Genomic DNA, 13,529 nt, shown 5'->3' on the forward strand with positions numbered 1-13,529 from the left:
GGTTATGATCGTGATCTCTGTTCTGGCCCTGGCGTTTTATCTGCTGGCCATCATCGCCTCACTGCACCTGCTGCTCAATGCCAAACAAGTCGGGTACACCCCCCTGTTCGCTTGCGTGGGACTGGCACTGGTAGCCCATGGTGCATCTGTTGCCAGCGAAGTAATGGTGACCCATTCCGGTCAAAACCTGAGCATGCTCAACGTTGCCTCGCTGGTCAGCCTCATCATCAGCTGCTTCATGACTTGCGTAACCCGACGCTTCAACGGCTGGATCCTGCTGCCGGTGGTCTACAGCTTCTCGGCCCTGTTGCTGGCTGCCAGCGCCTTGATCCCGGGTCGCTACATAACCCATCTGGAGGCCCATCCCCAACTGTTGCTGCACATCGGCCTCGCCCTGATGGCCTACTCGGTATTGATGATCGCCTGTCTGTTTGCGCTGCAGCTCGCCTGTCTGGACAAGCAGCTTAAATCTCGAAAAATCAGCAACCTGCCAGCCATGCCGCCACTGATGACTGTGGAAAAACGGCTGTTTCAGTTGATCTCTGCAGGGGTGCTGCTGCTGACACTCTCCATCGCCTCCGGCCTCTTCTTCCTCGAAGATATGTTCGCCCAGGGCAAGTCTCACAAGGCAGTGCTCTCCATCCTGGCATGGTGTGTCTACGTGTTGCTGCTGTGGGGCCATCACACCTATGGCTGGCGCGGCCGCAAAGTCATCACGCTCAGTCTGATCGGCAGCTTCATCCTGACTCTTGCCTACTTTGGCAGTCGCTTCGTCAAAGAAGTGCTGTTGAGCTGACACCTATACTCTTTTAGCCATACCATCCAACAGGAGCCCTTTTTGGACAGCATCTCAACGAGTACATTACTGATTGTTCTCGTTATCTTGATCCTTCTTTCCGCCTTTTTCTCCAGTTCCGAAACCGGCCTGATGTCCATCAACCGCTACAAACTGCGGCATCTGGCACAGACCAAACACAAAGCCGCACGTCGCGTCGAGCAACTGCTCGCCCGCCCCGATCGCCTGCTGGGACTGATCCTGATCGGCAACAATCTGGTCAATATCCTCGCCTCCGCCATCGCCACCATCGTCTGTATCCGGCTGTTTGGTGATCTCGGGGTCGCCATCGCCACCTTCGGCCTGACCCTGGTGGTACTGGTATTCGGTGAAGTGACGCCAAAGACCCTGGCCGCCATGTTTCCGGAGAAGATCGCCTATCCCGCCTCCTGGATCCTCAAGGGGCTGATGGTGCCGCTCTCACCGCTGGTCTGGCTGATCAACGGCATCACCAGCGGCCTGCTCAAGATGCTGAAGATCAATCCCAACAAGGATGACTCCCTCAACACCGAGGAGCTGCGCACTATCGTCAATGAGGCGGGTAACCTGATCCCCCAGCGTCATCAGGAGATGCTTTTGAGCATTCTGGATCTCGACAAGATGCTGGTCGAGGACATCATGGTGCCACGCAGCGATATCTACGCCATCGACATCAACGATGACTGGAAGAGCATCCAGCGCCAGCTGGCCCACTGCGCTCACACCAAAATCCTCCTCTATCGCGACAATATCGACGACGTTGTCGGATTTTTACACGCGCGCGATGCCCTGCGGCTGGTAGCCAGGGACCAGTTCAACAAATCGAGCCTGTTGCGGGAAGTGGACGAGATCTACTTCATTCCGGAAGGAACGCCGCTCAACGTGCAGCTGGCCAAATTCCAGCGCAACAAGGAGCGAATTGGCCTGATCGTCGACGAATACGGCGATATTCAGGGGTTGATCACCCTGGACGATATTCTGGAAGAGATCGTGGGCGACTTCACCACCTCCATGACGCCAGCGCCGAGCGACGAGATCCACCCCCAGTCAGATGGTTCTTATCTGGTCGAAGGCTCAGCCAATATTCGTGAGCTGAACAAGGAGATGAACTGGCACCTGCCCATCGACGGCCCGCGCACCCTCAACGGCCTGATCCTCGAATATCTGGAGGAGATCCCCCAGCCCAACATCGGGATCCGGCTGGCCGGTTATCCTATCGAGATCCTCGATGTGGAGAACAACATGGTGAAGATGGCGCGGATCATGCCGGCATCGTACCGGGCGGAGTCGGATCCGCAAGATTGAAAAAGGGCTGCCAGTGGCAGCCCTTTTCTATTGCTCATCGTCATTGCTCATCTTCATCATCCGGCTCCAGCACCAGCGTCGGGATCAGCTCGCCAAACACCCGTTGCAACTCGTCGCGGTTGGCCAGCAGGTCTTGCAGCGTATAGCTGTCCATCACCGCCAGAAACGCATCCATCGCCTCTTTCAGCGCACTCTTGAGCAAACAGACAGAGACGATGTGGCAAGCGGGCGAGCCGCAGTCAATGCCGTCCAGATTGCCTTCCAGTGCCCTGATCACCTGCCCGATATTGATGGTGGCGGGATCGCAAGCCATGCGAATACCGCCATTCTTGCCCCGCTGGGATTGCAGATAGCCCAGCTTCACCAGCTGATTAACCACCTTCACCATGTGGTTGCGGGAAACGCCATACAGGGCCGATACCTTGGCAACGCTCGACAACTCCCCTTCCGGCAGGGTGGCAAGATAGAGCAGGGCTCTCAATCCAAAATCTGTATAACTGGTTAGTCTCATAAAACCTGATTAGCGCGATGCGAAAAGTGGAGTATTGATTCAAATCAAATAAACATCTAGGATGCCACTTATTAAATGACATTTTATATGTTCAATTAGAACGAGGCCCCTATGCTAGATCAAACCACCGTTGCCGTCATCAAAAGCACTATTCCGCTGCTCGAATCGGCAGGCCCTGCCCTCACCCAGCACTTCTACCAGCGGATGTTCAGCCATAACCCGGAGCTGAAAGATATCTTCAACCTGGCCCACCAACGCAGTGGCGGCCAGCCGCTGGCCCTGTTCAATGCAGTCGCCGCGTATGCCAAGAATATTGACAATCTGGGGGCACTCGCCGGTGCGGTCGAGCGGATTGCGCACAAACATACCGGATTCCTGATCCAGCCGGAACAATATCACATTGTAGGTAGTCATCTCTTGGCCACGCTCAAAGAATTGGGCGGAAGTGCGGTCACCGACGAGGTGCTGGAGGCATGGGGCAAGGCGTATGGCGTGCTGGCCGACATCTTCATCGGCCGCGAGCGGGAGATCTATCAGGAGAAGGCTAATCAGGATGGCGGCTGGCAAGGTACCCGCACCTTCATCATCAAGGAGAAGCGAGCCGAGAGCGACCTCATCACCTCCTTCCTGCTGGCGCCGGAAGATGGCAAGCCGGTACTGACCTTCAAACCGGGCCAATATCTCAGCATCAAGCTGGTTCACCCCGAGCTGGAATATCAGGAGATCCGCCAATACTCCCTCTCCGATGCCCCCAACGGCCAAGATTACCGCATCAGCGTCAAGCGTGAGCCGCAGGGTCAGGTCTCCAACCTGCTGCACGATCACCTGCAGGCGGGTGACAAGATCAAGGTGATGCCCCCTACCGGCGATTTCTACCTGAAAGCCGACAGCCAGACCCCGGTGGTACTGCTCTCAGCCGGTGTCGGCGTGACGCCGATGATGAGCATACTCAACCAGCTGCTGGAGAGTGCTCATCAGGCCGAGATCACCTGGCTGCACGCCTGCGAACAGGGCGCTGTACACGCCTTCCGGGAGGATATTCAGCAAAAATCCCGCCAACATCCCAACTTGCTGAGCCGGGTCTGGTATCGGGAGCCGGAGGCCAGCGATGTACAGGGTGAAGATTACGATCTGGCCGGCACCATGGATCTGACTGCCGTGAAGGAGCGCATCACGCCGCAGGCCCACTACTACTTCTGTGGCCCTGTCGGCTTCATGCAAGAGATCAAGCGGCAGCTGCTGGCGGCTGGGGTGCCAGCGGGGCAGCTCCATTACGAAGTTTTTGGCCCCCATCAAGATCTCTAAGGCGCGGGCAGCCATATAACAGAGGGAGGTTCCGGCCTGTCATGGCACGGCGGCTGGAACCGGACCCACAGGTGCAGATCTGTGGGTCATTTTTTTGGATCAGTGCATCGCCTTGGCGCGGGCCACCACGTTGGCCGGCATCCTGTTGCCAAGACGGTTGAGCAGACTCGCCGCCTTCTGGTGCAGCGCCTTGTCACCTATGACGGAGCCATGGAGCCAGCGATAGGCGTCCTCATAATCGAGCGGACTGCCCATCCCCTGCAACAGCATCTCGACCCACTCGATGCGGGCCCGCAGAAAACCTAGGCTGGCCGCCTCGCGCATCAGGGTCTCGGCTCGCACCAAATCCTTCTGCACCAAAGTTCCTTTCCAGTAGTAGCGACCCAGCTGCTCCAGCGCCGGCGCCAACCCCTGATTGGCCGCCTCCCACATATATTGCACCCCGAGTTCGGCATTGGGTTTGGTACAGACACCCCACGCCAGCATATCCCCCCAGAGGAATTGATAGGCCGGGATCTTCATCACCGAGGCGCGCGCTTCGATATCCTGAGTCAGCTGACAGCGATCCTGCTTCACCTGAGTGAGGTGGCGCCCCTGCTCAATCCAGTTGAGCAGCTCGTCCTGACGATAGAGCGGCACCGCCTGCAACTCGCCAGCGGCCAGAGGTGCGGGAGGCGCCACCACAGCAGCAGGCTCAGCCGGTTTTGGCAGCGGCGCGGCCCCCTCGCCATTGCTGGCAACGGGTGTGACCGGCTCGGCCGGAAGCAAGACGGGGACTGCCTCAGAGGGCGCTGGCGTAGCAGCAGAGACAGGGGCCGTTGCCACCGCAGCACTGCTTGCTGTCGGTGCCGATGCACTTGCTGCAGGCGCATCGCTCGATACGGCAGCCGATACCGCCTCGGCACCATAGAGGGGCGCGGTGAATGCACCGACAAGAACGAGAAGGGTAAGGGGTTTCATCATAAGGATCTCCTGCTGCACTCTGTTATCGGCACCAAGCCCCATCCCCTTAGCCTGCCGGGCGGCTCTCATCAATACAAAAGGGAGCCGAAGCTCCCTTGTTGGCACGGTTGACCCGCTTACTTGACGAAATCGACACCCAGCTGGATATCGGCTTTCAGGGTAGCCAGCATGCCTTCCATCGCTTCCTGCTCGAAGGCGCTCAGCTTGCCGTAATCCAGTACGGTTTCGACACCGTTCTTGCCCAGCAGTACCGGCTGCGCGAAGAAGGTGGCGTGCTCGCCGTTACCTTCCACGTAGGCGCACTCGATGACGTTGGCTTCGCCCTGCAGACCCTTGATAAGGGAGAGACCAAAACGGCAAGCCGCCTGACCCATGGAGAGGGTTGCGGAACCGCCACCAGCCTTGGCTTCTACCACTTCGGTACCGGCATTCTGGATGCGCTTGGTCATGGCAGCCACTTCTTCAGCAGTGAAGGAGGCGCCTTCAATCTGGGAGAGCAGCGGCAGAATGGTGACGCCACTGTGACCACCGATCACGTTGACGCGTACCTTGTCGATGTTCAACCCTTTGGCAGCGGCCACGAAGGTCTCGGCGCGGATCACGTCCAGGGTGGTGACACCAAACAGACGACGCTTGTCATAGACACCGGCTTTTTTCAGCACTTCGGCAGCGATGGCAACGGTGGTGTTGACCGGGTTGGTGATGATGCCGATCAGTGCTTTCGGGCAAGTGGCCGCGCACTTCTCGACCAGATTCTTGACGATACCGGCGTTGATATTAAACAGGTCGGAGCGATCCATCCCCGGCTTGCGTGCCACACCGGCGGAGATCAGCACCACATCGGCCCCAACCAGCGCAGGAGTCGGATCTTCACCGCAGAAGCCCTTGATGGCGACGTCGGTAGGAATATGACTGAGGTCAACGGCCACACCCGGGGTGACCGGGGCGATGTCATACAGGCTCAGCTCGGAGCCAGCCGGCAGACGGTTTTTCAACAGCAGAGCGAGGGCTTGACCGATGCCACCAGCGGCACCCAGAACGGCAACTTTCATGATCAACTCCATGTTTAAGCGTAGGTTTAAGGTTGTTTGTTGTTGTGCGCCCAACCTTAATGGATCCCCCCATAAAAAACAATCTGATAACAGTTGCAGTCACGGGTTCTGTGAGCCACGAAACATGCGGGAGCAAAAATTGGAGGGAAATACAAAAAGTTGGAGGAGAAGCACAGTTTTTCTGCACTCCCCCTTACCATAAAGAGGTAGATTTGAAGGTCTCAGGATTGGAATGCCAGCGCCCGTTTTTCACACCAGCGAAAACCAATTGTTAACAATCCGTTCATCGCCAGATAAAGCCCGCCAGCCACCCCGAACACCGCCAGGGTATCGTAGGTCTGGGCGTTCAACCCCTGCGCCAGCCCCATGATGTCCATGATGGTGATAGTACTGGCGAGGGAGCTCCCCTTGAGCACCAGGATCACCTCGTTGGAGTAGGCAGGCACCAGATGACGGGCGGCGTGGCGCACCTTCATCCACAAGGTCTGGCGGCCATTAAAACCAAGCGCCCGGCACGCCTCCACCTCACCAGCCGGGATGGCATCGAGCGCCCCCTTGAACAACCGGGTGGAGTAGGCCGCCGTGTTGAGACCCAGCGCCAGCACGGCGCAGAACCAGGGCTGCTTGAGCAGCGGCCAGAGCGGGCCGGCTTTCAGCCACTCGAACTGGCCCGGCCCGTAGTAAATCAGGAAGATCTGAATGAGCAGCGGCGTGCCGGTAAAGAGCAGCACCCACAGCTGCACCAGCTGGGTCGCCACCGGCAGGCGCAGCTCCAACACCCAGGTCATCAGGGCTGCCAACACAATCCCCAGCAGCAGGCTGAACAGGGTCAGCTCCAGCGTGGTGACCAGACCGCCCAGCAACGTAACGAGATACTCTTGCATCAGTTAGCCTCCGTAGCGGCGGGTGTAGCGGGCAGCCAGCCCGAGGCCATATTCACTCACCAGACTGATGGCCAGATAGATGAGGGCGGCGGCGGCATACCAGGTGAAAGGCTCATAGGTACTGGCCGAGGCCATCTGCGCCTGACGCATCATCTCGTTCACCCCGATAAGCGACACCAACGCGGTATCTTTCAGCAACACCAGCCACTGGTTGCCGAGGCCCGGCAAGGCGTGGCGCCACGCCTGCGGCAACACGATGCGAAAGAAGATGTGGCTCTTGCTCAACCCCAACGCCAGCGCCGCCAGCCGTTGACCTGAAGGCACCGCATTGAGCGCCGCCCGCAGGGTCTGGGTCGCATAGCTGGCGAACAGCAGGGAGAGCGCCAGCACGCCACAGGCGAACGGGCTGAACTCCACATACTCGCCAGTGATGAGGAACAACACCTGGGTCGAGCCGAAGTAGATGAACAGCACCACCAGCAACTCGGGCAGGCCACGGATCAGCGTGGTCAGGGTGGCCACCGGCCACGCTAATGCACGCTGCTTGCTGAGCTCGGCGGCACTGAACGCCAGTGCCAATACCATGCCCCCGACCAGTGATGCCAAGGCCAGCCCGAGGGTCATCCAGGCTGCATCCAACAACAGGCTCAACATGGCTTACTGCGCGAAGTATTTGTCGAAGATTTTCTGATAGGTGCCGTTGGCCTTGATCTCGGCCAGCCCCTTGTTCAGCTGGGTCAGCAGCTCCTGATTGCCCTTGGCGACCGCAATGCCAAAGCCGGTACCGAAGTACTTGGCATCGGTCACCGGCGCACCCACCACCGCATACTCCTTGTGCTGCTTCAGCCAGTCGGCAGCAACGGCGGTATCGGCAAAGACACCGTCGGTACGGCCATTCATCATGTCGAGGAAGGCGCTCTGGTAGCTGGCGTACGGCACGGTCAGCAGGCCCTTGCTCACCCAGTTATCCACCAGATAGGACTGGTGAGAGGTACCGTTCTGCACACCGACTGTCTTGTCGACCATATCTTCCGGCCCCTTGAAGGCCCCTTTCTTGGCGACGAATACGGCCGAGTTCTCGTAATAGATGTCGGAGAAATCGACCTGAGCGGCCCGCTCAGGGGTCACGTCCATGGCGGCGATGGCAGCATCATAGCGACGGAATTTCAGGCTGGGGATCAGGCTGTCAAAGGCCTGGTTGTGGAAGCTGCACTCCAGCTTGGCCTGCTCGCAGATGGCGCGGGCCAGATCGATGTCAAAACCCTGAAACTCGTTCTTGTCATCTAGGTATTCGAACGGCGCGTAGGTGGCCTCGGTGGCGAACTTGATCTCTTTGGCCATGACGGAGGTACTCAACAGGCCCATGGCAGCAACCAACAACAGACTCTTTTTCATGACAGCTTCCTTATCGATTCAGTATCAATGCATCAAGAATTCGGCAAACCGGCTGGTTTGCGGGGATTGGAAAATGGCGGCGGTGCCGGATTCGATGATCCGCCCCTTCTCCAGATAAATCACCTGGCTGGCCACCTTGCGGGCAAAGTCAACCTCGTGGGTCACCACCACCTGGGTAATACCGGTCTGGCTCAGGTTACGGATGATCTCGGCCACCTCCTTGGTGATCTCGGGATCGAGGGCGGCAGTCGGTTCGTCAAACAGCAGCACTTCCGGGTCCATCATCAGGGTACGGGCAATGGCCACCCGCTGCTGCTGGCCGCCAGAGAGACGGGCAGGCCAGGCATCGCGCTTGTCGGCCAGTTGCAGCTGGGCCAGCAGATAGGCCCCCTTCTCGATGGCGGCCTCCTTGCTCATGCCGAGCACCTTGACCGGCGCTTCAATCAGATTCTCCATCACAGTGAGATGTGGCCAGAGATTGTACTGCTGGAACACCATCCCCACCTTGCGGCGCAGCAGTTGGGACTGGCGGTTGAATTCGGCAGCAGAGAGGGAGCTTGGGAAAGAAAATTCACTTTCGCCAATCCGCAGAACACCCGCATCCGGGGTATCCAGCAGATTCATCATCCGTAGCAGGGAACTCTTGCCAGCACCGCTCGGGCCCAGCAACACCAAGGTTTCACCGGGAGATGTCCGAAAGCTGACCTGTTGCAGAACCGGCACCTTGTGCCAGGACTTCTCGATACCTATTAATTCAATACCCATACAGCCCAATTGAATAAGTTTTCAAAATTTCATCCCGATTCTATCCCTAATAAAGGTTGATGCAAGCCATTTTTGAATCAATATGCAGAACAAGCGCCGCTTCCTTGCAAAAAACGGCATATGAATGCAAAATGGCCCCGCTGTTCGTATCTGCCGCCTGTATTGCACAGGCCGCCACACCTCCTCATTCGTGAGACCAAGATGAAACACAACGACAAGCAAGAAAAACTGGCCAAGGCCTTTAAAGCCTTGCTGAAAGAAGAGCGCTTTGGCTCCCAGGCAGAAATCGTCACCGCCCTGCAAGAGCTGGGCTTCGAGAACATCAACCAGTCCAAGGTATCGCGCATGCTGAGCCGCTTCGGCGCCGTTCGCACTCGCAACGCCAAGATGGAGATGGTCTACTGCCTGCCGGTGGAACTGGGCGTGCCCACCACCTCCAGCCCGCTCAAGAATCTGGTACTGGACGTCGATCACAACGGCGCACTGGTGGTGATCCACACCAGCCCGGGCGCAGCCCAGCTGATCGCCCGCCTGCTCGACTCTCTCGGCAAGGCAGAGGGGATCCTCGGTACCATCGCCGGTGATGACACCATCTTCATCACCCCGACCAGCGACACCGATATCGAAGAGCTCTACCTCTCCGCCCTCGAGCTGTTCGAACAGACGCCGTAATGGCCGCTACCGCGTCATAGCGGTCACGCCAGAACGAAAAATCCCGGCCAAGGCCGGGATTTTTGTTTTCTGAGTCTTCGTCAGGCGGGCTTATTTGCCCTGCGCCATCAGAAAACCTTCAGATGGAGCGAAGAAAGCCGCGCCGGTCACGGCCTTGGTGAAGCGCAGCAGGTGGTCAAAGTGGCTGCCCTCCCCCTTGTACATGCTGGCCAGCATGGCGTTGAAGTGCTGCGGAGTGCGGCAGCAGGAGATGAAGTAGAGTCCCTGCTCGGTCATGGTGCCCCAGGGCATGCTCTGGCGCAGGATCTCCATGGACTCCCCTTTCGGCGTCTTGAGGTTGACCCGCTTGATGTGGGCGGTCAGCGGCTTGGCAGCAGACTCATACTCGATGTTGTCGGGCTTGGTGCGACCGATAATGTCTTCCTGTTCTTTCTGCGCCAGCTTCTCCCAGTCGCTCATGGCGTGTACCCAGCGCTGGACGTGAATGTAGGAGCCACCGGCAAACTCGCCATCGGCCACCAGCGCCACTTCGGCACGGTGCTCATCCTGCGGGTTCTCGGTGCCATCAACGAAACCGGTCAGGTCACGGCAATCCAGATTGCGGAAACCGCGCACCTCTTCGGCCAGCTCGACCAGTCCGGCCAGCAGTGCCATCACACGGTGACCGGCGTGGTGCAGCACATCCACCCGATCGGCGCGCAGCTGAATAAAGAGATCAAACGGGGTGTTGGGGGCTTCCTGACCGTTGGCGGATTGCGCCATAAAGCTGCGGAACTGGGGCGGACGGGCGGCAGGGTAGAGACCATCCCAGGCGTCGGCGCCAACAGCAACCAGACCGCTGAAACCGGCATCGGGGAAATCGGCGGCGACCGCCTGCCACAGGGCGGGCAGTTTGGCCAAACGGCCGACCAGTTCGGCGGCATCGCCGGTGCGATTGAACATCAGATAGAGGGCGTGCAGATTCGGCTCTGCGCAGATCCCGGCTTGGGCTTTCATATATCTCTCCCCTGAGTAGGCGTTAGCGTTACGGGCTATTTGCGTTGCGCGATTATAAACCAGAGCAGCTCCAGTTCTTTGATTTCACGACGATATCACGCGTTCAGGGCAAAGGGTCAAACAACACCAGCCCATGGGGGGCAACCTTGATCCGTGCCCGCATCCCATCAAGGGGCTCGCCAATGCTCGCCTCCAGCTGCAGCTCGCCACACTCGAACAGCACCCGGCAGTGGTGGCCGAGGAACTGCTGCTCCACCACCTTGAGCTCCCCATCTGCGGCGCTCTCCAGCAACAACTGCTGGGGCCTGAGCATCAGCTGCAACTGCTCGCCCACCGCCCGGCCATGAGGCTCGCTGCCACAGATGACCCCGAGCGCCGTCTGCACACAGTGGCTGTCGACCACCTCGGCAGCCAGATAGTTGACCCCGCCGAGAAACTCCGCCACGAAACGGTTTTGCGGGCGGCGATAGAGCTGCTCCGGCTGGCCCACCTGCTCGATGTGACCGGCGCGAAACAGCGCAAGCCGATCGGCGAAGGCAAACGCCTCTTCCTTGCTGTGGCTGACGAAGATGGCGCCGATCCCCTGCTGCTTGAGCAGGGCTCGGATCTCGAGGATCAACTTCATCCGCACCTGGGTATCGATGTTGGAGAAGGGCTCATCCAGCAGCATCAGCCGCGGCTTGCACACCAGCGCCCGGGCGATGGCTACCCGCTGCTGCTGACCACCGGAGAGCTGGTGCGGATAACGATCCCCCAGCCCCTGCAGATTGACCAGCGCCAGTGCCTCGTCCACCTGCTGCTGGCGGGCACTGCGGTCGAGTTTGGTCAGACCGAAGCCGACGTTGTCAGCCACCGTCAGGTGGGGGAAGAGGGCGTAATCCTGAAAGATCATCCCGATATTGCGCGCCTCGGGCGGCACGCTGGCACCCGGCCCGTCGAGCAGGGTATCACCGAGGCGAATTGAGCCCTCTGCCAACGGCAGCAGCCCGGCGATAGCCTTGAGCAACGTGGTTTTGCCGCAGCCACTGGCTCCCAGCAGGCAGACGATCTCGTTGTCTGCCACCGTCAGGGAGAGCTGCTCCAGCACATTGCGGCCGTTGTAACGACAGCTGACATTTTCAACCTGCAAACAGGACAAGGCTGACTTCCTCTCGTTTCTGGCGGCGCACTGCCTTTCGGTTCAGCACACCGCATGCAATTTCATTGACCGACGCGGCGACTCAGTGGCCCGGACTGTCCAGAGTGCGGTTGACCCATATCAGCGGCAACAGCCCCACCAGCACGATGACGATGGCCCCCAGCGCGCCGCGCTCCAGCATCTCGTCCGAGACGAATTGGTAGACGTGGGTCGCCAGGGTATCGAAGTTGAAGGGCCGCAGCAGCAGAGCGGCAGGCAGCTCCTTCATGGATTCGATGAATACCAGCATGGCACCGGCAAACAGACCCCGGCGCACCAGCGGCAGATGAACCCGCCGCAGCATGCCGCCATCCCCTTGCCCCAGAGAGCGGGCCGCCATGTCGAGGCTGGGGGAGATCTTGCCCATGCTGCTCTCCACCGAGCCGATGGCGATGGCCACGAAGCGCACCAGATAGCCGAACACGATGGCGGTGATGGTACCGGTCAGCAGCAAGCCCGGCCCCTGACGCCCGAGCCACTCGGCCAGATCGTTGATGGCAAAGTCGAGGGCGGTGAGCGGCACCAGCACCCCGATAGCGAGCACGGTGCCCGGCATGGCGTAACCCATGGCGGCGATGCGCAGGGGCAGCAGGCTCTTGATCCCGCCATCGAGACGGCGGAAGAAGCCGAGCAGCAGGGCGATGCCCATCGCCAGCAGGGCAGTCAGCGCCGAGATGAGCAGACTGTTACCGGCGAAGCGGACGAACTCCGGCGTCCATGACAGCTCGAAGTAGCGAACGCCGTAATCGAGCAGGATGACGAATGGCAGGCCGAAACCGGCCAGCACCAGCCCCCAGCACCAGAGACCGGCTAGCCAGCGACTCATCCCCTTGAGCGGATAGCGCAGCGGCTGCTCATGGCCCATGGACTTCTGGAATACCTGCTGCCGACTGCGCGAGCGACGCTCCAGCGCGATCAGCAGCACCACAGCCAGCAGCATCAGGCAGGAGAGTTTGGCCGCAGTGGCCAGACTGCCGTAACCGAGCCAGGTGTCGTAGACCGCCGTGGTCAGGGTGTTGATGGCAAAGAAGTGGACGGTGGCGAAATCGGCCAGCGTCTCCATGGCCACCAGCGATACCGCCACCATGATGGCGGGGCGCGCCAACGGCAGACTGAGGCGGCGAAAGCTCTGCCACGGGGTACAGCCGAGCAGGCGGCTGGAATGAATGAGGCTGACTGACTGCTCCAGAAAGGAGGCGCGGGTCAGCAAATAGACATAGGGGAACAGCACCAGTGCCAGCACCCAGGCTGCGCCACCAAGGGAGCGAATGGCAGGAAACCAGTAATCGGCCGGACTGTTCCAGCCAAAGAGTGTTCGCAACCCAGCTTGTAGCGGGCCCGAGTAGTCGAGCAGGTCGGTATAGACGTAGGCGACGATATAGGAGGGCATGGCCATTGGTAGCATCAAAGCCCACTGCAGGGCGCGCCGCCCCGGTACCTGACACATGGCCACCAGCCAGGCGGTAGGCACGCCAAACAGCAAGCTGAGCAATACTACGCCGACCACCAGCCCCAGGGTATTGCCCAGATAATCGAGCAGCACGGTATCGGCGAGGTGGCGAAACAGCTCCCCCTCAGCCGAGAAGGCAGAGAAAAGCAGGGCTATAACCGGTAAACCCAGCAGCAGGGCGCTGGCCCAGCTGCCGGTCATCCATCCAAAATTTTTCATGAGACCACAGATGTTGATGGG

General features: G+C 59.5%; 14 protein-coding genes. 4 read left to right on the top strand and 10 right to left on the bottom strand.

Annotated elements, in window-relative coordinates; genetic code table 11:
- Nucleotides 1-4: 4 nt before the first annotated feature.
- Both G5358_RS06555 and G5358_RS06560 read left to right on the top strand, forming a co-directional pair.
- Nucleotides 5-796 (top strand): cytochrome C assembly family protein, encoded by a 792-nt coding sequence (locus G5358_RS06555; protein WP_216952848.1) that lies wholly within the window; start codon nucleotides 5-7, stop codon nucleotides 794-796.
- A 42-nt stretch (nucleotides 797-838) separates the two neighbouring features.
- On the top strand, nucleotides 839-2,119 hold the full coding sequence (locus G5358_RS06560) for an HlyC/CorC family transporter (protein ID WP_216949688.1): 1,281 nt from the start codon (nucleotides 839-841) through the stop codon (nucleotides 2,117-2,119).
- Between the two features lie 40 nt (nucleotides 2,120-2,159).
- Here G5358_RS06560 and G5358_RS06565 read toward each other — a convergent pair whose 3' ends face one another.
- Entirely contained in the window at nucleotides 2,160-2,630 is a 471-nt protein-coding gene (locus tag G5358_RS06565) for an Rrf2 family transcriptional regulator (protein ID WP_005340388.1), read from the bottom strand.
- Between the two features lie 111 nt (nucleotides 2,631-2,741).
- Here G5358_RS06565 and hmpA point away from each other — a divergent pair, with 111 nt between their 5' ends.
- Nucleotides 2,742-3,935, top strand: a complete 1,194-nt coding sequence (gene hmpA, locus G5358_RS06570; RefSeq protein ID WP_216952847.1) for an NO-inducible flavohemoprotein — start codon at nucleotides 2,742-2,744, stop codon at nucleotides 3,933-3,935.
- Between the two features lie 99 nt (nucleotides 3,936-4,034).
- On the opposite strand, the gene G5358_RS06575 is transcribed toward hmpA, so the two are convergent.
- The 6 genes from G5358_RS06575 to G5358_RS06600 form a co-directional block, all read right to left on the bottom strand.
- Nucleotides 4,035-4,619 (bottom strand): tetratricopeptide repeat protein, encoded by a 585-nt coding sequence (locus G5358_RS06575; protein ID WP_041202422.1) that lies wholly within the window; start codon nucleotides 4,617-4,619, stop codon nucleotides 4,035-4,037.
- A gap of 395 nt (nucleotides 4,620-5,014) precedes the next feature.
- Nucleotides 5,015-5,950: a malate dehydrogenase gene (gene mdh / locus G5358_RS06580; protein WP_069554449.1), complete on the bottom strand. Its 936-nt coding sequence runs from the start codon at nucleotides 5,948-5,950 to the stop codon at nucleotides 5,015-5,017.
- A 221-nt stretch (nucleotides 5,951-6,171) separates the two neighbouring features.
- Nucleotides 6,172-6,834, bottom strand: a complete 663-nt coding sequence (gene artM, locus G5358_RS06585) for an arginine ABC transporter permease ArtM (RefSeq protein WP_216952846.1) — start codon at nucleotides 6,832-6,834, stop codon at nucleotides 6,172-6,174.
- Between the two features lie 3 nt (nucleotides 6,835-6,837).
- Complete coding sequence (gene artQ, locus G5358_RS06590) at nucleotides 6,838-7,488, bottom strand: arginine ABC transporter permease ArtQ (RefSeq protein WP_216952845.1); 651 nt, start codon at nucleotides 7,486-7,488, stop codon at nucleotides 6,838-6,840.
- A 3-nt stretch (nucleotides 7,489-7,491) separates the two neighbouring features.
- The gene (locus G5358_RS06595; RefSeq protein ID WP_204477758.1) at nucleotides 7,492-8,229 is read right to left on the bottom strand and encodes a transporter substrate-binding domain-containing protein; all 738 of its coding nucleotides are present in this window, start codon (nucleotides 8,227-8,229) and stop codon (nucleotides 7,492-7,494) included.
- Nucleotides 8,230-8,253: 24 nt separating this feature from the next.
- On the bottom strand, nucleotides 8,254-8,994 hold the full coding sequence (locus G5358_RS06600; RefSeq protein WP_005348895.1) for an ATP-binding cassette domain-containing protein: 741 nt from the start codon (nucleotides 8,992-8,994) through the stop codon (nucleotides 8,254-8,256).
- A 201-nt stretch (nucleotides 8,995-9,195) separates the two neighbouring features.
- On the opposite strand from G5358_RS06600, the gene argR reads away from it, so the two are divergent.
- On the top strand, nucleotides 9,196-9,666 hold the full coding sequence (gene argR, locus G5358_RS06605; RefSeq protein WP_005340378.1) for a transcriptional regulator ArgR: 471 nt from the start codon (nucleotides 9,196-9,198) through the stop codon (nucleotides 9,664-9,666).
- 90 nt (nucleotides 9,667-9,756) lie between these two features.
- Here argR and G5358_RS06610 read toward each other — a convergent pair whose 3' ends face one another.
- From G5358_RS06610 to G5358_RS06620, 3 genes are all read right to left on the bottom strand, one after another.
- Nucleotides 9,757-10,662 carry a Dyp-type peroxidase gene (locus G5358_RS06610; protein WP_042011894.1) on the bottom strand — a complete coding sequence of 302 codons (906 nt, stop codon included), beginning with the start codon at nucleotides 10,660-10,662 and terminating at the stop codon, nucleotides 9,757-9,759.
- Nucleotides 10,663-10,765: 103 nt separating this feature from the next.
- Nucleotides 10,766-11,800 (bottom strand): ABC transporter ATP-binding protein, encoded by a 1,035-nt coding sequence (locus G5358_RS06615; protein ID WP_201953727.1) that lies wholly within the window; start codon nucleotides 11,798-11,800, stop codon nucleotides 10,766-10,768.
- Nucleotides 11,801-11,882: 82 nt separating this feature from the next.
- Nucleotides 11,883-13,508 (bottom strand): ABC transporter permease, encoded by a 1,626-nt coding sequence (locus tag G5358_RS06620; protein ID WP_421323825.1) that lies wholly within the window; start codon nucleotides 13,506-13,508, stop codon nucleotides 11,883-11,885.
- Nucleotides 13,509-13,529 lie beyond the last annotated feature (21 nt).

This window comes from Aeromonas sp. 604176 (assembly GCF_049170755.1).
Taxonomy (GTDB): domain Bacteria; phylum Pseudomonadota; class Gammaproteobacteria; order Enterobacterales; family Aeromonadaceae; genus Aeromonas; species Aeromonas veronii_A.